We start from the raw sequence: 21,101 nt of genomic DNA, 5'->3' as shown, positions 1-21,101 counted from the left end.
AATCACCCAGCGTCCCCGCCTGGTACAATCAATTCATTCACATGTTGTCCACCCTCACGGAGACGGCGGCTTGTAGCCATTTTCAAAATTAGTGTCCGATTGAAGATTAGGAATATTGGTGGGTGCCGTGCCTCCGTGCCGGCACATCTTCAATATGATCAATGATATCGATAGAATGGACCGGCAGGGACGCCGGTCCCACCTGTAGCTTCTATTGGGGCATGGGATAAACGTTAGAATTTTTTTGCAATCCATATAATGAATCAGTCTTCACAATCCATAATTCACTGTAAAATCGACCCGAATTTCGAAACATCATCACTGAAGCGGGAATGCTGTCACTTGCGTGTTTGTGTGTGTCTGTCGGAGGGTAAGTCGTAAATGGGAATTCCAAGCTCCTGCAGCGGAATATACTCGTAATTGAGCGATCGGGCCACATTTTCATATGTGACGTAGCCCTTGTAGCAGTTTACTCCACGAGAAAGAGGCTTATCAAGGCTAATGGCTCGATCGAATCCCAGATCCGCAAGTTTCAACGCGTACGGCAAGGTATTATTCGTCAACGCAAACGTGGAAGTACGAGCAACAATACCCGGCATGTTCGGCACGCAATAATGAATCACATCATCAACCATGTACGTCGGATGCTTGTGAGTTGTGGGTCTGGAAGTCTCGATACAGCCGCCCTGGTCTATGGCAACATCGACAATGACTGTTCGAGGTTTCATGGTTCTCACCATGTCTCTGGTGACAACATGAGGAGCCAATGCTCCTGTGATAAGGACCGATCCTATCACCAGGTGAGAGTTTCTCACTGATTGGGACACATTCTCCTGATTTGACATGAGCGTGGTTATGCGGTTGCCGTACACGGAATCGAGGTGCTCCAGCCGGCTGCTGTCTATGTCCAGGATGTACACATCTGCTCCGATTCCCACAGCCATCTGCAGTGCCGCCCTTCCTACCGCGCCGGCTCCGATAATGGCGACTCTGCCCCTTCTCACCCCCGGGACACCGCCCAGCAACACGCCTCTACCGCCTTGAGTTTTCTCGAGAAAATGAGCTCCAACCTGTACAGCCATTCTTCCCGCCACCTGGCTCATGGGAACCAGGAGCGGTAGCGTGCCGTCATCCAGGGCAATAGTCTCATAGGCAATACAGGTAACCTTGTTGCGCAAGAGAGCTGCGGTGAGTTCCGGCATGGGTGCCAGATGCAGGTACGCGTACAGTATCTGTCCTTCTCGAAGCAGATCGTATTCCTGAACTTGCGGCTCTTTCACTTTCACGATCATTTCTGACAAAGAATAGACAGCTTCGGGAGAATCCAGAAGTTCCGCTCCGGCGGCAACATATTCCTCGTCAGAAATAAGGCATCCAAGTCCCGCACCCTTTTCCACCAGAACACGATGACCTCGGCCGACGAGCGCTGAGACACCTGAAGGAATCATTGAGACACGGTATTCATCTTCTTTGATCTCTTTTGGTATGCCGACGATCATGTGTACCCTCGAATCATTCGAATTTCATTGCTTCCACTGCATTGAGTTTTCCGGCACGACGAGCAGGAATCAACCCGGACACCACACCCAGTATAATGCCGATGGCGACCGCCAAGAAAATGCTTATGACAAATACGGAATTGTTGGCGTACGTTCCGATCACGGAATTCAACGTCTGAACCATCGTGATTCCAACGGTTATTCCGATAGAGGCCCCCACAAGACTGACTGCGAGGGACTCGCATAAGAACTGTCTCATGATCATGGGTTCCGTGGCACCGAGGGCTTCTCTCAGACCTATCTCGCGGGTCCTTTCATTCACGATCGCGAGCATCACATTGGTAATCCCGAGTCCTCCCAGAATCAGCGTGACCGCTATTGCGCCATAGAGAAACAGTTTGAATATGAGCACGACAGTCTTTATTGCCGAGATCCGGTCAGCATAATAGGTGATTTGCATTGCCTCCGCGTACCCGGGGTGATTCTTCCTGAGGAGATACGTCGCAGCACGATGCACCTGCGGGGCTGCATCCCAATCGATTGCTCTGATATATATATCAGTAATTTCAGTCATATTTTTGAGTTTCGTTTTGGCAACGGTAAGAGGAATGAGCACCGTTTCCATATATTCAGGATCTTCTGTTCCTCCAAGTACCCCGATCACTTCAAACGAAAGCCCTTGCACTAAAATGGCATTCCCCACGGCATGTCCATCATGGAAGAATTCTTTTTCAATAGTTTCACCAATAATGCATATCTGGCGCCGTTCCTTCGCATCAGGCGGGAGTATGCTTCTTCCTTTGGCAACGGGCAGGTGGAGTGTTTCGAAGAAGTTTGCTTCAACCCCGCCGATACGCGCCTTCATATTACTCTTCTGAAAATCGATCTGCTCTCTGGCCTTCCAGACGGTCGGAGACACCTGCATAATTCCCGGCAATTGCCTGAGCTGCACCACATCGCTTTCATAGTACTGACCTTTGTGCCAGGTCTGGGATCTGTGATCCCAGGCTGCTTTTACAATGGTTGCACTACCGAGCATTTCCAGATTTCTGCCTATTGCACTCTCAACAGACTCTCCGATGGTTGCCACAACTATAAGACCGGCAATTCCCAGGGCGGTGCCTATGACGGCACCTTTGTAGCGCCTCTTGTTTCGGTATATCTGCCGGATTGATGTCTCCAGAAGATCTATGAGCAGCATCTGTTTTCTTCCGGTATAAGCCTATAATTTCAAACTCAAAAAGATTTATTCTAACAGATAACCATTATCAGCTTATCCTGAAATAGTCAAAGTTCTCGAATTGTGCCATAAACATTGCCCGAAGACTTCCCCTTTGATAAGATTATGGATTGGCTTTGAAACCCGGTGAACTCTCGATCAGCCCTGATACCAATGCGATTTCACACAGGGAATATTGAAATGAGCATTCTTGGCTGGTCCTGGCAAGTCTCCTCCGCTGCGAACGGTGGGTCCTGACTTCGCTTCGGAGACTTGCCAGGACCGGCTTCAACGAAGTCACTTCGTCGATCGCGCATTGATATGAAACGGATTCCGGCATATGGTCCAAATACCTTTCAACAAGCCCTTTTGCGTAGGAAAAGAGCTGTACTATATGGCTCAGGCCGTCATGGTCGATTCTCATATTTCCGGAGACGGCCGATTCACTCGATTATGTCATCAATGGCTTGAACAGAGACTAAACGGGCAGAAGGCTTTCCTCACCCACTCCTGTACCGCCGCTCTCGAAATGGCTGCAATATTGTGCGATCTTCAACCGGGCGACGAGGTGATCATGCCGTCGTTCACCTTTGTTTCCACGGCAAACGCTTTCGTACTCCGCGGTGCGGTGCCTGTTTTCGTCGATATACGACAGGATAATCTGAATATAGACGAACGCGTAATCGAGTCTGCGGTAACCGACAGAACAAAAGCAGTGGTTCCGGTGCATTACGCGGGTGTAGCCTGCGATATGGATGCAATTATGAGTATTGCCGAATCAAAGCAACTCATTGTTATCGAGGACGCTGCTCAGGCGTTGTTAAGCACGTACAAAAATGCGTACTTAGGTACAGTGGGCCATTTCGGTTGTTTGAGTTTCCATGAAACGAAGAATGTTATCAGCGGTGAAGGCGGCGCACTGCTGGTGAACCAGCCTGAATTTGCAGAACGTGCGGAAATCATAAGAGAAAAAGGCACAAACAGATCCAAGTTCTTTCGAGGCGAAATCGACAAATATAGCTGGGTGGACCTGGGCTCCTCTTTTCTGCCCAGTGAACTGATAGCAGCGTTCCTGTACGCGCAATTGGAGCACGCGGAGCATATCAACCGAACCCGGCGCATTATCTTCGATCGGTACTATTCCGAGCTACAGCCCTTGGCCAGGAGCGGGCACATACGGTTGCCTTTTATCAGTGAAGAGTGCTCTTCCAACGGACACCTGTTTTATATCATAACGAGATCTCCCGAGGAGCGATCCGGCCTTATTGAGAGCCTCAAATCCAATGGTGTTCATGCCATTTTCCATTACGTTCCGCTTCATTCTTCTCAGGCTGGCAGAAAATTCGGCAAAGTGGCCGGTCCTATGACAGTGACCGATGACTTAAGTGAACGCATCGTCAGATTGCCGCTCTACTATGCAATGACCCCGGAAGAAGTCGATCGCGTTGTAGAGCTGATCTGGAATTTCTACAAACCGCAGGCAGGACAAAATGGGCGATGAAAATCATTTAGTTAATCAAGACTTTGTTTCGTACTATTCTCTCGAGGAATCGAAACGTTTCGCGTGCGAGGTATATCGATACATACTGGAAGGGTCGGATCCTTCGCTCATGCTGGAGCAAATACAGAAAGATCGAGCAGATCTTGCAATTGTTCGCATTCCCACTGCGCAGTCCGAGTTACTGCAGCCATTGGGGGCTATGTGTCAGACGTCAGTATTGGCGGATTGTCTGGTAGTCTATTCCCGGGACAACCTCAAGGTCGGTCGACCTCGCCCCTTGAAGAATCCGTTAGAATTGAGAAAAGCGGAAATTTCAGATTTTCCTTTCCTCGATCGCTTGACCGCGGAGATCTTTGCCGGGTATCGCAATCATTACAATAAGAATCCGCGTCTCTCGGATTTCAATCTCGTTGAAGGGTATCAGGAATGGGTCCGCCTGCATGTGACCACCGATAACAAACGTTGTTTTATCGCATATCTCGACAACGAACCCTGCGCATTTGCAGCGATCAAAATAGACGAAACCGATAGCCAGTGGGTGCTCGGCGGAATAATTCCCAAATTCCAGGCAAAGGGAATGTACCGGGATTTGATTCGGTTCACCGTAGGGCTGTTCATGGATGAAAAGAGTCCCCTGACAGTTCTTTCGACTCAGCTCGAGCATTTGGCTGTGCAACGCGTCTGGGTTTCAGAAGGTTTTTTCCTTACCCGCAGTTACTATACGATTCATCTGAACTCAGTTCGTTAGGGAATCTGAGTTCTCATGGCAAGGTTTTGCATGGTGTCCAATGACTGATTTGAGAAGCGGAATTTCCATAGTCATTCCGGTGTATAACAGTGAGAAGAGCCTTTTTGCACTCATTTCGAGATTGAAGCCCGCGTTGGATTGTCTTGGCAGGAACTACGAGTTGATTCTGGTCAACGACGGAAGCAAAGACCGCAGTTGGGATATAATGCATGCTCTTGCATCTGACCATAGCTGGATCAGAGCCATTAACCTCATGAGGAATTATGGCCAGCACAATGCTCTTTTGTGCGGCATGAGAGCAGCTCGATTCGATATCACGATCACTATGGACGACGATCTTCAGAATCCTCCGGAAGAAATACCTCTGCTTCTCGACGCTCTGGACAAAGGTTTTGATGTTGTGTACGGGACCCCATCCGTTCGACAGCATGGATTGTGGCGCAATCTGGCTGCTCAAATAACAAAACTCAGCTTCAGAGCAGCACTGGGATCTGAAATCGCGTATCAATCCAGTGCGTTTCGCGCTTTTAGAACAGCGCTCAGGAATGCCTTTGCAGATTATCGCGGCTCATTCGTTTCCATCGATGTGTTACTTACCTGGGGGACTTCGGATTTTACATCAGTGACGGTCCGTTTTGAGCCTCGGCATGCCGGGGTATCCAATTACACCTTTGCCAAACTGGCGATGCACGCGTTGACCATGATCACGGGATTCAGCACGCTTCCTTTACGGCTGGCCAGCTTTGTGGGATTCGGGTTCATGTTTTTCGGAATAGGAGTCCTCTGCTACGTCATCGGCCGATATCTACTGCAGGGGAGCAGCGTGCCGGGATTTCCTTTCTTAGCGTCGGTAATCGCAATCTTTTCCGGGGTCCAGCTCTTTTGCCTCGGCATAATAGGAGAATACTTGGCTCGCATGCACTTTCGCATGATGGAACACCCGACATATGCAATACGCTCGGAAATTGTACCCCCATCGGAGCCGGTTCAAACCAATGCGCTTTCAAAGCAGTAAGATTTGGGCATAGGCGCTAACTTATGCTTCATTTGGCCGTTTGTTCCAGAGGAACAGCAGATAATAGGCCGGCGATTCATCGCCGGTAAATGGGTCAAATTAAGGATTTTTGAGTTCCAGAGGAACGGCTGATCCGCAAATGGGACAGTCTAATCTGTCAATCGTCCCTCTGGGACGAGGAAGTCTGTTTAATGGGCTTTCCCGGCGATGAATCGCCGGGCTATTTTCTTTTCGTCCCGTCGGGACGAAGGAGACTGGACAGCAAAGTTAGCGCATAACGGGGCTCGGGGAGACACTTATTACAAGAAGAGTTTCACCGAATTTTCCTTCTTTGATTGCGAGCCGGCGAGAAACTTTGCACCTAACACAATTGCCAGAATTATTCGATTGAAGAGGAGTATTGGTGGGTGCCGTGCCTCCGTGCCGGCACATCTTCAATATGGCCAATGATATCGGTAGGCTGTACCGACAGGGACGCCGGTCCCCAGTAATACCTTGTGTTGGAGCGTGGGATAACCGTCAGAATGTTTGGCAATCGCTCTATGATGCTAATCAGAAATGAACGTCAGCCGTCCACTTTTTTCCGGCGCTCTGATGTCCACAAGCACCGAACAGCCTCTGTCATCCAGGACAACGGGATCTCGCCCAGCTAATGAAGCCGGCACAATTTCTTCGGGGTCGAAACGAATCCCTACAGGTGAACCCGATCCTTTTGAAATCAGTCTCATTGAAGATTTGGTAGCCCAGGGCCACATGGTGCCACTGGTGCCAAAATTCAAGCCGGCAATGGAAAAATCCGTTTTCGGCGGGAAGTCGATCCGAACAGACGTTCCGGGAGTTGGCAATAGTCCCGTATCAACCCATTTCTTGGATTGAGCCGGTATATCGATGCTCCTGCTCGTTCCCGAGATCTGCCTTCCTTCAGCATCGACCAACATTGCCTGAAAACGACTCGCGTTGCCCGAATTATGTACGAATACGTGAAGCGTGTTTTCGATCGACTGGGTCCCTGGCTTTATTTCGAGCGATCTGAAAAGATTAGCGTCAATTCTGCCTTCTTTGCCGATCTGGTACGTGCTCCTGGGTTTGCTGAGGGGCGAGAAACGGAATTCCGGGCTGCTGATCCACCACTCTTCATCCCTTGATGATTGAAATTCCTTCAACGATACGATGGGATTGTACGTGACGACAAATCTCAGCTCGGGCCGATTCACCCACGCATGCTCCTCTGCAGTACCCTTGACGAGTGGATAATAGATCGCACCGAGTTCCATGGCTCCATGAACAAAATAGAACGGCATGATGACGGTTACATTGTCATAGAGCACCAGATCTTTTGTCGCGGCTTTTGACAACAGCAGTTTCGGTTGTTCGGGATCGAGCAGTAGTGGTTGCCGGGCTTTCATGTATTCCCGAGTTGCACCGAAAGCTTCAATGCCGGAAAAAAGCATTTGTGTGCCGTATACCGTAAAAGCCGCAAACAGAATCAACGGCCATGCATTCTCAAGCGTTAAAGGAGCATTCCTGGTGCATGCGTCTGAAATAGCTGTTATTGCCTGGCGAGCACTAAACCAGATCGCGGTGGCAACAGCACCGACGAGCACAGCCAAAAAAGGTATCCACAGCCTCAAAAACACGTCCGCCGGATGGAGCGGCAGGACGTACACCAGCGATGCCCCCAACATGAGCGTGTAAAGAATCATAAATATGAAGAGACGATCACGACGCTCGGGGTTCAGTACCAGAATACCGAAGACCACGGAAGCAGCGAAGAAAACAAAAGAGCCGAAGATAGCAGGCTCGAAACGAACCATTTCAACGAGCACCGTCAGAACAGAAATTCCTATTTCTGCGAAAAAACCGCGACCATGCAAAAAAGGCTCCGGAGGTATGGATAAAACCGGTGTGTCAATGAACAGGGGAAGCAAAAATGCCAGAGCAACAATGCATGTGGAAGCGATCAGAGCAATCAACACACGGCGTTGTCTTGTCGGCCATATCATCCAGAGAGACAGTACAATTGCAATAGCGGAAAAAATGCGTCCCAGCGGATGCATGGCTACCATGAGCAATGTGCCCACTATCAAAGTGAAAGGAGCATTTCCCTTACGCGAAATTATTCGCGCCCAAACGAATAGAGCAATTACCATGGCCATGTTGGAAGGCACCACATAATGAATACCGTTTCCCGGAAACACTTTGGATGATAACAGTATGAGGCCAATTCCTGCGGGAATCGGGCCCCAAATCGCCGCAAGCAGACATCCGAAGCCAAGTCCGAACCAGAGAGGCCCCAGAGTCCACAGGATCTGGTAAGCGGTTCCCAATGTGCCCGTAAATTGTTTCAATCCTATAATGAGCAATGAAAATAACGGATGATATACGAGAAAGATCCTGCCCTCCACCAGGTATTTCTCCATCTCAGTTTGTCGATCGCCCGAGGCAATCCCAAGCTGCTTTCGAAGGTCCTTAAGCGCGGGACAGTCCTGGAAGAAACATTGCTCCATTTCGGCTGTTTTCACGAGATATGTGTAGGAATCGTCCACTTCCGGAAGCATGGCCCTGTTCCAGATAGGGTCGTAGATTACGGCTGACTGCACACAGATAAACAGCAACAATCCGACGCCGAATACCAGCCATCGTATCATCGTCCTTGTTCGGGAATCTATTACGGGTAGAATTGAAGCGGCTTTCATCCACGCATCCAAAGAAATACTCATACACGCTCCTGGCAGCTTTCCCATAAAGTCATGCCGATATTTTGGGTAAACGTACGTCATACATTAGGAGAAAATCAACTTCAAAAGCGAAAAATGCCGATTTACAGCCAATAAGTTTGACTTTCCCAATTGACTTCTGATATGTAGATTTATCTCACCTTGTCTTTTGATGTTTTTAAATTTCTGGAAGTTTCGTTCCAGGAGGGTCGTATGGGCTGGAATGTTGTTCTCCACAAGAGATCGACTTGTGGAGTGGGTCATAGGCTTATTCTTCAGTTGCGCCGGTGGTTCGGTATTCCACATCGTTGTGGTAGCTCTTTACTTTCCTGCTTACCGTTGCTGGTCGTTGCTTTCCTGGGTCTCACTTCCTGTACCACAAGTAATTGGTCATTTGTCCGTCAGGAAAATGCTTCGGCGGTGATGTCAATGTATCGTGCGCGTCCTCTTGAAGCGGTGAGCGGCGGACAGACAATTCTAACAATCCAGGATTGCACGCGAATAGCGTTGGCGAATAGTCTCGATTTGCAGGCTGTGCTATGGGAAGAGCAGGTTAGAGACAAAATAGCGCGAGCCGGCCAAGTCAAAATGTTGCCCCGAATGGACGTATTTTATGGACTCATGCAGCGCGACCGGCCCGCATGGAGCCGCAGTGATGTTATCGATCAGGAAGGTGCATGGGAAGTGGTCGGGCCTGGACCTGCAACGGGTGTGACAAACTTTTCCACGGCTCGAGAACGGAATCAGCGCTACTGGAATGTCCAGGCTGCCTGGTCACCCATGGATGCGCTCATGGCAGGGTACCTCGGGCAGATCAAAAGCAATGACGCGCTGTACTCGCGTTATCAGCGTGTTCGCGTCGCACAGCAACTGGTGGGAACAGTAACTTCTGCATTTTACCGGCTTCTTGCATTGTATGAAGCACTGCCCAAGGCCCAGGCTCTCGAGAATCACCGCAAGAACATTGTGAAGGATCTCGGAAGCCTTGCGAAGAATGCTCTGATCGATAACCAGGAATACCTCAATGCACAAAGCCTCCATACTGAGGCCAAGAACCAGTTAGCGGCTGTTTACGCTGACATTGAAAGGCAAAAGGAGCTATTGGCTGCAGCTATGAACGTCAGTCCTTGCAGCACTTTGAAGCTTGAAGGCAGTCTCCTGCCGCTTCCGCCAACAATGCTGGATTCATGTGCATTAGAGGCAGCAGCTCTTGTGAATCGACCCGAATGCTATCAGGCTGATCTAGTGTTCGCAAATTCCGTGGCAGACGCAAAACGGCTGATGGTGAAATTCTTCCCACGAGTTGATGGATTCATCGGCTATTTTCGCGATGAGAACAAATTTTTCCTCAACAAAAACTGGATTGACGGTGGAATGAGAATCACCTGGGATCTCATGGATTTCACAGCGAATTACCTCGAGCATGGAGCAGCGAAAGACAGGGTCATTAAAACCGATCAGGACCGGGCTGTTATTTCCATGGGCATTTTGACTCAGGTTAAACTCAAGACGCTTGATTCTATGAAGGCAATCGATCGTTTCAAGAGAGCATCCGAATTGACGCAACAGGCGAGTGAAGCTCTGCGGATAGCTGTCGATGTGGAAACAGCCAAAATGAGAGGAGCCGATCAATCGCTCATTCGCATAACTCGAGAAAAAGCTAAAGCGAACCAGCTTCAGGCGGAACTGGACCGGCTCTATGCAGTGGGTGAAGTTCATTCGGCCATAGCAGACCTGAACACTTGTGCGGGCACGAATTATCCCGTGAGCACAGCCATTCCTGTAAGCGAATCGAGTCCACCGCGTGTTTCTCGATATCCGGTGAATGCGCTGAAGAGTGCAGCCGGACTCGTCCGAAGAGCGCTTCCTTGGTAGATCCGTTCGGGAAAAATCTCCGGGTGATGCTCTGCACATTCCGCTTTGGCAGAACATCTCGATGAATGATACAAGACCACGTTTCAGACCGGACATTCTCCTGCACGCGCATGATGAGGCATATGGCGGTCAATCGATAATTCTCGAAGACCCTGTATCCAATAAATTCTTCCGTATCTCCTCATATGAATTCGAACTCCTCAAAGTATTGGACGGAACACGCTCTCTCCGCGATGCGATTGAACGTTTGAAGTTGAGCGGCAGATATTTTACGCTCAATCACGCGGCCAAACTCGTCGATAAATTCTCGAAAGCCGGACTCCTCCTGGGAACGATCTACGGAACCTCCGGGGTTCAGAAAGAATTGAAGGAGAGGGTCGAGACGGAACTCCAGAAGAGGAGCATACTCAAACTCTACTATCTCTACGTTCCACTTTTGAACCCCGATGCTTTCCTTGAAAAGACACTCTTCCTATGGCGGATGCTCGTAAACCGAGTCACGCTTACGATCCTGTCTTGTTTGATCCCCGGAGCGTTTTACCTCCTGATAACGGGATTTCAGCGCTTTGATTTTGAGTACTTATTCTTCTTTAACATCCAGAATCTCATTGTGCTCTGGATTGCTCTCGTGCTTGTGAAACTGGTCCATGAATTTGCCCATGCTTACGTGGCCAAGAGCCGGGGTTTGCGGGTTCCTGAGATGGGCATCGCGTTTCTCATCTTTTTTCCCTGTCTGTATTGCAATACGACGGCAGCCTGGCAGCTCTCCGATCGAAGGGAGCGCATGCTGATCGGTTTGGCGGGCATTTTGTCCGAGTTCGCTGTTGCAGTATTTGCCATTTACATTTGGTATTTCACAAAACCGGGAATTGTAAATTCGGTAGCTTTTTACCTTATGGCAATCTCTGTCATATCGTCCCTGTTCTTTAATGGGAATCCTTTACTGAAATTCGACGGCTATTTCGTACTCATCGATTGGCTTCGTATGCCGAATTTGCAGGCGAAATCGTTCGCTGTTCTAAGATATCTTTTCATGAATCGAGTCCTTGGTATCGATTCCGTAGAAGCTCCCCCTTCCTCCGGACGGGAATTCAGTATCCTCGTGAGTTATGGTGTATCGGCCGTACTGTATCGATTCGTGTTGTACGCCGGAATACTGGAGAGAATCTACACGAAATTCGACAAGACTCTGGGAGTAATTCTGGCAGCAACGGCGTTTTTCATGTTTATCGTACGGCCCTTGAGCAAGGGAGCAATGAACCTTTTCACAAAAAAATCGGAAATGCGTTTTCGGCCCGGGGGAGTGGCTGTGTTCCTGATCGTTTCGATCAGCGTGATTGCCTTGATTTCATTTCCGTGGTCCGATCATTCCGTGTACCCATGCTATTTGGAATCTGCGCTGGTGAGGCAAATTGTGGTTCCAGCGGAAGCACCGGTCAGTGAAGTACGTGTAAAGCAGGGCGATTCGGTCCGTTCGGGAGAAGTCATCTTTCGGCTAAATCCTTTGCCACTCAAGTACGAACTGAAAAACAAGCAAGTAGAACACCAACTGGTGCGAACGGAAATTGCCATCATACGAGACAGTCAACAGGACCTCTATAAATTGGATTTGAAGTATATCGAGCTTTCTCAGATTGAGGATGCCATAAAGCGAATCGAGGAAGACCTCGCTCTCATCGAGTGGAAAGCTCCGTTCGATGGAGCGATAACCACGTTGTCGCCGGTGTTTCAACCAGGTGCAAGCCCTGGCAAGGGCTCAGTCGTGGGAGAAATGGCAAACTGCACAGCGTGTGAAGTACAGGCTCTCCTCCCGGAATCCGATGTATCCGCAATCATGAAAAACGGAACCGTATCTGCCTGGTGGCCGGTGGGCACGGGCATGTCAGTCAATCTGACTGTAAGAGAGATCAACCCGTTTAAGACGGAAAACCTCGATGGTTCTCCTTTTTCGAGCCGTTTTGGAGGCGAAATAGCAACGGAAATCAAGGATCAGATCGGTAAAGATGCACCACTCGATCCGTACTATCTGTGCAGGATGGATTTTCCCAATCCAACCGGCATACCTCTCGGAATGACTGGCAGGCTTGTCGTGAAGCATCCGCCCAAGAGCATTTTTAGAAGGGTTGTCGATGCCGCGTACGGCACATTCCATCGGGAAGTCGTTTTTTGAGGTACATTCCGTTTTGAGGGCAAGACTTTTGTACTCCAAGGACAATGCGATACGAATTCGCTCTTGAATCTGACTTGATCGGCCCGGAAACCGACTACTACTGGATTGTAACAGGGCTCGATCTTCCCGACAGGACACTCGGTTTTATTCATTCTGGCGAAATCGTATCATACCATTTCGCAGTTTTGTACGTAACACAGCGAAGGCTGGAGTGTCCTGAGCGGAGTGATTAGACGGCTTTGCGTCGTCCGGAGCAAAGGATACTCCAGCCTTCCAGAAAAAAAAGCGAATCGGTATCAAAGGATTTTCATAGATGGATACAACCGAAGCACCTCACGATGGACTACGAAAGGCTCTTGCCATAGGGCTGGAACTGGCAAAGAACGCCGCTCGGGCCCAGACTCTCGACGAGTTCCAGTTCATTCTTGTGAACGATACGAGGGCGCTGCTCCCGTTCGATCGCTCAATGCTGATTCTTCACATGAACGGCAAATCGGTCCTGGCAGCCGCGAACAATCAGCCCAGACTCGAAACCCGAGCCGGACTGGTCCAAAAGATAAATGAGTTGGCTCCGAAGCTCAGGGATATTCGAACCGGACTGGTATTGTTCTCAAATGGAGCTGTTGCTGATGACATTCCACCTGAAACTGCTGAGGAACTGAGAGAGTACATCGCGTCTACCGGTTGCCAGTCTTTGATGCTAATTCCTTTTGTTCTCTACGATAAAGTGCTCGGTCACCTCATACTGGAATTCTTTGAAAAAGTCCCTCCCGGACAAATCGAGACCTATACGTTCATGAATATGGTCCCGTTCTTTTCGTCGGCACTGGCAGAGAAATGGCTGCTTGCTCATGACAGCCGGGTGAGAAAGTCTTTTTTCGAGGCCATGTCGCCTGAAAATGCTGTTCGAGACCGGAAGAAGTCTCGAATACGACTCATAACCGCAGGAGTCGGTCTCTTTCTCCTGCTCGTGGTGCTATGGTACCCGACCACGCTGGTTATCGGCGGAAAAACAGAAGTTGTTCCGGACCACGAATTTGTCTCTTTTGTGGAAATCGAAGGTGTCATCAGCAAGATTATGACGAAAGAGGGAGAATCCGTTAAGAAGAATCAAATTTTGGCAGAATTGGAATCCCAGGAAATCGATTACAAAATAAGAGAGGCCAAGCGTGCAATAAAGGCCCTGGAGACTGAAGCTGAAATTTTGCGAGGAATGGGAGCCGAGAACCCGCTGAAGCTTGCAGAAAGCAAACTGGTCCAGATCAAAAGCATACGAGCTCGACAACAGTTAGAGTTTCTCGATTGGCAAAGGCAATTTCTCAATATCAAGTCGCCCATTGACGGAATCGTATTGACCAAGAAAGTGGAGACGCTCGTGGGAAAGCGTTTTAAAGCCGGAGAACCATTTTGCAGGATTGCACCTCATGAGAACCTTGCAACTGACGTGTTTGTGCGAGAAAGTGATATCGGGTACATAGAGCCGAATCAAAGAGGCTCGGTGTATTTCAACTACCGACCCGATCAGCCATATGCCATCAAAGTGCAGAACATTGCTCCTAAATCGGAAACGGTGGAGCGAATTGGGGCGGTCTTCAGAGTCAGAGCAGAGCTGATGGACCGGCCTCCGGATGTCAAACCGGGTATGCTTGGCATAGCACATATAGATACAAAAAACGAATCTCTCTGGTTCATCCTGACCCGGAGAATAAAAACCAAATTGAACGAAATTATGCTTTTCCTGTAACAAGAGTTGTTTTTTCTATCATTTGGTGCGTTTATTTGACGGTGAAACAAAATCGAATATAATAGGACTCAGAAAAACGACTACACTGTGTCACTAAATTTGCATTTCTGCATTAATCATTTCTCCTCATTTAATCGATAGTTATGCCGATGTTGTTTTCAGTTGCAATTTTTTTTGCAGGTCGTAGAATAGTGCGATAGTGGGAGGCTCTGCGTTTCAAAGCATCACTGGGCTTTGGTCTTCCAACCTCCTGCTTCACGCTCAATTTTGGCATGAGAAATGCTATGCAAAATGAGCAAGAATAGTGTCAACATATTTCACATTCGTGCAATCACGAATCGACTATATAACGGGAGCGCAGGTAATCGCTCCTATCGAAAGGAAAATGTAGTGCTATGGATCTAGGAATACTTGGAACTGTTAATTTCGATTGGGAATTTTTCTCAGGCTTTGCGAGCATCATCCTTATCAACATTGTGTTGTCCGGCGATAACGCAGTGGTCATTGCTATGGCCGTGAGGGCGCTGCCCAGAGCGAAACGCCAGAAAGGAATCATTATCGGGACTGCCCTCGCGGTGGCTCTCAGGGTGATCCTTACATTCTTTGTGGCGCGATTTCTTCAGACCCCCTATCTCAAATTGGCAGGTGGACTCATTATTGTCTGGCTTGCTGTCAAACTCTTCGCTGATGTGAATACAGAAGATAATCACGAGCAAGACACAAATAGCATTTGGCAGGCCGTCAAATTGATCCTGATTGCCGATATAACAATGTCTTTGGACAACGTATTGGGCGTCGGAGCTGCTTCTCGAGGAAACTTTTTCCTGCTGTTATTCGGTTTGGCCACAAGCATTCCTATCATGATATTTACAAGTAACCTTCTGTCTATGCTTATGGACAGATATCCCATAATCGTTTACGTAGGTGCGGCTCTGCTCGGGAAAGTCGGCGCCGAGATGATCGTAACCGATCCCACGCTGGTAACGGTTTTGCCCCAGAGCGAAGCGTTCTTGTATGGGGTAGAGGCGATTGCAGCAGTTGGGGTCATTATTGTAGGAAAGCTCTGGGCTCGTTTCACGCTGCCGGAGTCTGCTGCTGTACCCTGTAAAGTAGCGACTGCAACTTCAACCCCATGTCCATCGGTTAAGGCGAATTATAAGGACAAGGGACCCAAAAGTTAGCCCCACTTCAACGTGGGAGTGTTCTGTCTTAGGGATAGCGCTTTCAGTGAGCGCCGTTGCATCGGTAGAGTGTGGAACCTACCTACAGAGACAACTGTGCTTTCATGGAAGTATTGACCTTAGAGGAACTTCTAGTGCAGATTACTCGGTAAGAAGAATCGATTCCCGAGATTTAGCATTTGCCATACTCGGAGATGACTTGCCCGTTTTGAATGAAGTTGACCGGCCCCTGGCGAAACGGCTCTGTGCATTGGGATCTTGGCATTCGGGATCTGCCGAAATTGTGGACAAGGGGCACGAAACTGTCTCAGAATACTGATCCAAGATTACTGGACACGTGGTATGCACACAAATCGTGCCACGATTCGCCATTCCTGTAGGGGCAGGCCTCGTGCCTGCCCCTATTTGGGCGGACACTAGGCCCGCCCCTACAATCAGGCTGTCAGGATCGACGAGAATTCGTGCCACGATCTGGAACAAATTTTGATTTTTGAGACAATCACTCACTGGTCAACCATGCCCGCTCATTGTTAACTGAGCATGAATAGACTTACGTAGGACAGACAACGCGTTTTTGATCAAGATGCAGATTGCTGAGCTTGATCGAATGACTGCGAGGTCGGGAGGTTTCAATGGCAATCTTGACCATGTCAAGACAGTTCGGAAGCGGTATCAGGAAGATCCGTCAACGGATCGCAACAACGTTGAATTACGCATATGTGGACAAAGAGAGCATTCTGAATGAAATACGAACCAGAGGGGGGAAGTGGGAGCAATGGGCGAGAGAGTTCGATCAGACTTCACCTAGTATCTGGGAAAAGCACGATTGGTCTTTCAAAGGCTTTGCGGCCATCCTCCAAAGTGTATTGCTCAGCCATGCTCTTCGCGACAACGTGATATTGGCGGGAAGAGGCTCCAACTTTCTTCTCGAAGGTATTCCCCATGCTTACAGAATTCGGTTTATCGCACCGATGGATCAGAGAATCGAACGAATTGCTGAATGGAAATCCGTCGACCGAAAGACGGCAGCCTTAATTGCGAAAGAGACGGATAGAGATCGGGCAGGATTCATCAATGCCCAGTATGGAAAGGATTTGAACGATCTCCGGAATTATGATGCGATATACGATACAGGTAAGATCTCTGCCGATGAGATAGTGACGCAAGTCACCGAGGCCCTTCTGGCGAGAGACAAATTGAATACACCCGAGGGCCAGGAGCTTCTCAGGATGCGTGCAGCGGCAGCCAGAATCAAGTCCGCTCTCATTACGGACCCCCAGCTTTATGTGCCCACATTAGACGTCGAATCCACTGAATCAGGGTTGGTGCTCCATGGCATCGTTCACAATGCCAAGCAATACAAGCTAATTGAAGAGGCTGCTCAGTTATTGGCCAGGAAGGTTCCCTTGACGATCAATCTCCGTTTCCGCGCTTAGAAGTCCAGTCACCCCTTCCCGTCCTGAGGGTTCAAAAGGACGAGTCTTGTTATAGAGCCCGAGTTGACTGTTCAATTATCAGATAACGTGCTGGACGATTACCATCACTAAAATGATACCTGAACGGTCATCCCGGGCGCAAACCGGCAGCAGTACCGTCTTGTTCCACTCTACCTGACAATCCGACCTGATCGACTATTTCACGGTGTTGTACAGCCGTCCGTAAGGTCCTACTTGACGGATAAGCCGATGGTAAGGTATGCTCGGCGATTGGACACTATTACTACGATTCGGGGCGTAGAATTAGATTACAACCTTTAGATGTCAGCGCAGCTATTCCTTCGCACCCAAATCGTGCAAAATAGTTCAAGCCGCCAAGACGAGCGCATCATTCCCGGTTCGGCAGTGAATTGAGGAGAATGCGTATCATTCGGTTTAAAACGACGCCAGTAAATTTGTTGAAGCTGTAACTGCACATTTGTGCACCTGTCTCCATCCTTCTCGAGGAGCGTTCCATGACGGCTGGTACGACGAACAAAGAACAAGTTCCCTCTGCTCAAGCCTGGCACAGCCAGACTGCAGAGGATTGCGCCAAAGTATTGTCCGTACACCTGCAACAGGGCCTCAGTCGTAAAGTTGTGGCGAAACGACTCAAAGAAATAGGGCCGAATGAACTAAAGGAAATGCCCAGGCCTCCGTTCTGGAGACTCGTTCTTGAACAATTTCAGAATTTTGTCGTTATGATGCTTGTTGTCGCAAGCATTATCTCTGCCTGTCTGGGTGATTATGTCGAAGCGGCTGCAATTATGGCTATCGTGTTGCTCAACGCTATAATTGGAGTGGTCCAGGAATCCAAGGCCGAAGAAGCACTTGCGGCTCTCAAGAAGATGACCGCACCCAATGCGCTGGTTATCCGTGGTGGAACCCGCGAGACTGTTGCCAGCCGTGATCTTGTCCCCGGCGACATCGTTGTACTTGAAGCGGGAAATTACGTCCCGGCAGATTTACGTCTGATACAAGCAATAAATTTGCAGATTGACGAGGCGGCTCTCACAGGTGAGTCGGTTCCTGTGGAAAAAGATGCCCAAGTCTGTCTCGAACCCGACATTCCTTTAGGCGACCGTCACAATACCGCATTTATGGGAACCCTTATAACGTACGGCCGCGGCCTGGGAATTGTAATCGCGACCGGGATGCACACCCAAATGGGGCTTATCGCTACGATGCTCCAGACTCTTGAAGCCGAACCCACCCCATTGCAGCAAAGACTCGATCAGCTCGGAAAACAGCTCGGGTATGCCTGCCTGGCAATTTGTGGACTCGTGTTCGTCGTCGCAGTGTTCAATCAGACAAAACTCAGTATGATTTTTGCTCCTGACGGCGGATTCCTGCAGTACCTGCGGACGTTCTCCACAGTGCTCACCGAAACGTTCATGGTGGCTGTGAGTCTGGCAATAGCAGCAGTACCGGAAGGCTTGCCTGCGGTCGTTACCGTCACTCTGGCGTTAGGTATGCGTGAGATGATCAAAAGACATGCCTTGATCCGGCGGCTGGCTGCAGTGGAGACCCTTGGTTCCGCAAGTGTGATCTGCTCGGATAAGACAGGCACCCTCACACAGAACCAGATGACTACGGTCCGTCTATGGGTTGACGAACACGCATTCGCAATTACCGGAAAAGGATACGAACCTCGCGGGGATTTCTCATTGAATGGGGAGACAGTCGATCTGAAAGAGTATCCGGCCGCGCTTACTGCGCTCTGGTCCTCAGTGCTCGCGTCAGATGCTTATATAGAACCGTCCGGATCTTCAGATGAAAGCGAGACTTATCGCATAATCGGGGATCCCACGGAAGGTGCGCTCGTAGTAGCCGCGGCCAAAGTAGGAGCTGTCAAGACAGAGTTGGAGATCTGTTACCCCCGAGTCTGTGAGGTTCCTTTCGATTCCGAACGAAAATGTATGTCTACGGTTATGAGTATGAGCAATCCGTCTCCGTTGGGCGCACTGGGTGCAAACGTCTTTCAGGTTGCTCCGGGTGAGAATGGGAATTTGTATGTTACCGCATGCAAAGGGGCTCCTGATGTTATTATGCAGTTGTGTACGCATTATCTGCGTATCGACAACCAGCCGGCGCCGCTGACGGACAAAATGCGCCAACGCATGTTTGAGGCAAATGAAAGCATGGCACGGGAGGCGCTGCGCGTATTGGCAGTAGCCTATCGTATAACCGACAGCCCACCGGCAGAGGTAAAAGCTTCGACAATCGAACATAGCCTTGTTTTTCTCGGACTCTTCGGAATGATAGACCCGGCCAGGCCGGAAGTGCTTCCTGCAATAGCAAAGGCCAGAACTGCTGGAATAAGAACTATCATGATTACCGGAGATTATCCGGATACGGCCGCTGCGATCGGCTCCACCATCGGTTTACTGGAAACCGGTCATGGAGTGCTTTCCGGAGCGGCACTGGACCGGTTGGATGAGGCCGGTATGGCCAAGGCTCTGGAGACTACAGACGTATTTGCCCGCGTGAATCCGGAACACAAGATGCGTATTGTGGACGGGCTCAAATCGCGCGGGGAGGTAGTTGCCATGACGGGAGACGGCGTCAACGATGCTCCCGCTCTCAAGCGGTCGGACATCGGTGTTGCCATGGGAATCACGGGAACGGATGTTGCCAAAGAAACCGCGGACATGGTGCTTACCGACGATAATTATGTCAGTATTGTTTCGGCAGTAGAACAGGGCCGCATCATCTATGCGAATATCCGGAAATTCGTATTCTTCCTGCTCTCATCGAATGTTGCCGAGATCATGATCATCTTCCTTCCCACGCTGTTCGCCCTGCCCTCCCCGATGACGGCAATTCAACTTTTGTGGTTGAACCTGGTTACGGATGGAGCTCCGGCACTCGCTCTGGCAATGGAAAAAGGCGATCCGGATATTATGGAGCAACAGCCCCGTCCCAAATCGGAACCCATCATTCACGGCCCCATGCGTCTGGGGATTATCGTTCAAACCATAGCCCAGACCGGTGCCACGCTCACAGCTTTTGTGATAGGACTTGTTTGGCATCTCAGCGAGAGTAATGCCGTTCCCGCCGGTGTGAATCCCCTGTCACATGTTTTCAATCTTAACTGGACTGGAGTTGATGTTATTACGGCAGAAACCATGGCATTCGTGACACTCTCTTTGTGTGAGTTATTCCGTGCCTTTACTGTTCGCTCGGAACGTCTTTCACTGTTCCAGATCGGGCCATTCTCTAATCCTTATCTGATAGCAGCGGTTCTGGGTTCCGTGGCGGTCCTCTTGATGACGGTATTTGTGCCGTTCCTCAACCCTATCTTTAACACCACGCCACTGACCCTGAATGAATGGACTGTGGTCCTTGGATTGGCGCTCATCCCCGCGGTAACGGAAGAATTCACCAAACTGTATTTGCGGATGAAAGAACGTACCGCATGATTTTTATGCAATCGAAGTTAATGTCCGATTGAGGATAAGAGTATTGGTGAGTGCCGGCCTCCGTGTCGGCACATGTTCAAAATAATACATGATATCAATAGAATGTACCGGCAGGGAGAGACTGTCTCAAAAATCGAAATTTGTCCCAGATCGTGGCACGAAGTTCTCATCATCTTCACGACCTGATTGTAGGGGCGCCCCTCGTGGGTGCCCGGTAGTGACCGGCCTCAGTGCCGGTCATTCTGGGAAGGGCAGGCACGAGACCTGCCCCTACAGGATGGCGAATCGTGGCACGTTTCTTTGCCTTCGAGAATTTTGAGCAATCGCTATGAAAGAAGAAAGCTCCAGGATTCATAAAAAATATCCCGGAGCCTTTTCGCACCCGCACACACATTTTTTCTCATCCAATTGGGTGCAGAGAGCCCCTTATACAGACTTGCAGTCAAGATATTTCTCATTGATGCGGTAGCACGGACTATACGGCAGGTCCGTGGCACCCAAGATTGAGCATTCGAACCCGATTACAGGGGTGCGA

Annotated in this window: 12 protein-coding genes; 9 read left to right on the top strand and 3 right to left on the bottom strand. The window is 49.5% G+C overall.

Translation table 11 applies throughout. The features are described 5' to 3' along the window. Positions 1-338: 338 nt before the first annotated feature. Positions 339-1,499 (bottom strand): alanine dehydrogenase, encoded by a 1,161-nt coding sequence (gene ald / locus DESTI_RS05415; protein ID WP_014808953.1) that lies wholly within the window; start codon positions 1,497-1,499, stop codon positions 339-341. A gap of 13 nt (positions 1,500-1,512) precedes the next feature. Further along, positions 1,513-2,700, bottom strand: a complete 1,188-nt coding sequence (locus tag DESTI_RS05410) for an ABC transporter permease (RefSeq protein ID WP_014808952.1) — start codon at positions 2,698-2,700, stop codon at positions 1,513-1,515. Positions 2,701-3,058: 358 nt separating this feature from the next. On the opposite strand from DESTI_RS05410, the gene rffA reads away from it, so the two are divergent. From rffA to DESTI_RS05390, 3 genes are read left to right on the top strand one after another with little or no spacing between them, the layout of a single operon-like run. Then, a complete protein-coding gene (rffA, locus tag DESTI_RS05400; protein WP_014808951.1) occupies positions 3,059-4,219 on the top strand; it encodes a dTDP-4-amino-4,6-dideoxygalactose transaminase in 1,161 nt (386 codons plus the stop codon). Beyond that, positions 4,209-4,967 (top strand): hypothetical protein, encoded by a 759-nt coding sequence (locus DESTI_RS05395; protein ID WP_014808950.1) that lies wholly within the window; start codon positions 4,209-4,211, stop codon positions 4,965-4,967. Before rffA ends, DESTI_RS05395 begins: the two co-directional genes overlap by 11 nt. A 40-nt stretch (positions 4,968-5,007) precedes the next feature. After that, the gene (locus DESTI_RS05390; protein ID WP_014808949.1) at positions 5,008-5,982 is read left to right on the top strand and encodes a glycosyltransferase family 2 protein; all 975 of its coding nucleotides are present in this window, start codon (positions 5,008-5,010) and stop codon (positions 5,980-5,982) included. Positions 5,983-6,530: 548 nt separating this feature from the next. Here DESTI_RS05390 and DESTI_RS05385 read toward each other — a convergent pair. Next, positions 6,531-8,702, bottom strand: coding sequence for a hypothetical protein (locus tag DESTI_RS05385; protein ID WP_014808948.1), 2,172 nt, complete (start codon positions 8,700-8,702; stop codon positions 6,531-6,533). Between the two features lie 426 nt (positions 8,703-9,128). Between DESTI_RS05385 and DESTI_RS05375 the strand changes: the two genes are divergently transcribed. From DESTI_RS05375 to DESTI_RS05345, 6 genes are all read left to right on the top strand, one after another. Next, positions 9,129-10,574: a TolC family protein gene (locus DESTI_RS05375; protein WP_157212100.1), complete on the top strand. Its 1,446-nt coding sequence runs from the start codon at positions 9,129-9,131 to the stop codon at positions 10,572-10,574. Between the two features lie 61 nt (positions 10,575-10,635). Further along, positions 10,636-12,744, top strand: a complete 2,109-nt coding sequence (locus tag DESTI_RS05370) for a site-2 protease family protein (protein WP_014808946.1) — start codon at positions 10,636-10,638, stop codon at positions 12,742-12,744. A 313-nt stretch (positions 12,745-13,057) separates the two neighbouring features. Further along, positions 13,058-14,488: an efflux RND transporter periplasmic adaptor subunit gene (locus tag DESTI_RS05360; protein WP_014808945.1), complete on the top strand. Its 1,431-nt coding sequence runs from the start codon at positions 13,058-13,060 to the stop codon at positions 14,486-14,488. Positions 14,489-14,883: 395 nt separating this feature from the next. Continuing rightward, positions 14,884-15,669, top strand: a complete 786-nt coding sequence (locus DESTI_RS05355) for a TerC family protein (RefSeq protein WP_014808944.1) — start codon at positions 14,884-14,886, stop codon at positions 15,667-15,669. A gap of 632 nt (positions 15,670-16,301) precedes the next feature. Continuing rightward, positions 16,302-17,105 (top strand): cytidylate kinase-like family protein, encoded by an 804-nt coding sequence (locus DESTI_RS05350; RefSeq protein WP_014808943.1) that lies wholly within the window; start codon positions 16,302-16,304, stop codon positions 17,103-17,105. A 515-nt stretch (positions 17,106-17,620) separates the two neighbouring features. Continuing rightward, entirely contained in the window at positions 17,621-20,566 is a 2,946-nt protein-coding gene (locus tag DESTI_RS05345) for a cation-translocating P-type ATPase (protein ID WP_014808942.1), read from the top strand. The last annotated feature ends 535 nt before the right edge of the window (positions 20,567-21,101 follow it).

The organism is Desulfomonile tiedjei DSM 6799, from assembly GCF_000266945.1.
GTDB classification, from domain to species: Bacteria; Desulfobacterota; Desulfomonilia; order Desulfomonilales; family Desulfomonilaceae; genus Desulfomonile; species Desulfomonile tiedjei.
Note: the sequence above shows the minus strand (reverse complement) of the source record. Positions and strands in the feature narration are given on the sequence as shown.

Coding starts and splice junctions, on each gene's coding strand:
- DESTI_RS05375 (WP_157212100.1), top strand. CDS start 9,129: ATGTATCGTGCGCGTCCTCTTGAAGCGGTGAGCGGCGGACAGACAATT.
- DESTI_RS05410 (WP_014808952.1), bottom strand. CDS start 2,700: ATGCTGCTCATAGATCTTCTGGAGACATCAATCCGGCAGATATACCGA.
- DESTI_RS05350 (WP_014808943.1), top strand. CDS start 16,302: ATGGCAATCTTGACCATGTCAAGACAGTTCGGAAGCGGTATCAGGAAG.
- ald (WP_014808953.1), bottom strand. CDS start 1,499: ATGATCGTCGGCATACCAAAAGAGATCAAAGAAGATGAATACCGTGTC.
- rffA (WP_014808951.1), top strand. CDS start 3,059: ATGGTCCAAATACCTTTCAACAAGCCCTTTTGCGTAGGAAAAGAGCTG.
- DESTI_RS05395 (WP_014808950.1), top strand. CDS start 4,209: ATGGGCGATGAAAATCATTTAGTTAATCAAGACTTTGTTTCGTACTAT.
- DESTI_RS05360 (WP_014808945.1), top strand. CDS start 13,058: ATGGATACAACCGAAGCACCTCACGATGGACTACGAAAGGCTCTTGCC.
- DESTI_RS05370 (WP_014808946.1), top strand. CDS start 10,636: ATGAATGATACAAGACCACGTTTCAGACCGGACATTCTCCTGCACGCG.
- DESTI_RS05390 (WP_014808949.1), top strand. CDS start 5,008: ATGACTGATTTGAGAAGCGGAATTTCCATAGTCATTCCGGTGTATAAC.
- DESTI_RS05355 (WP_014808944.1), top strand. CDS start 14,884: ATGGATCTAGGAATACTTGGAACTGTTAATTTCGATTGGGAATTTTTC.
- DESTI_RS05385 (WP_014808948.1), bottom strand. CDS start 8,702: ATGAGTATTTCTTTGGATGCGTGGATGAAAGCCGCTTCAATTCTACCC.
- DESTI_RS05345 (WP_014808942.1), top strand. CDS start 17,621: ATGACGGCTGGTACGACGAACAAAGAACAAGTTCCCTCTGCTCAAGCC.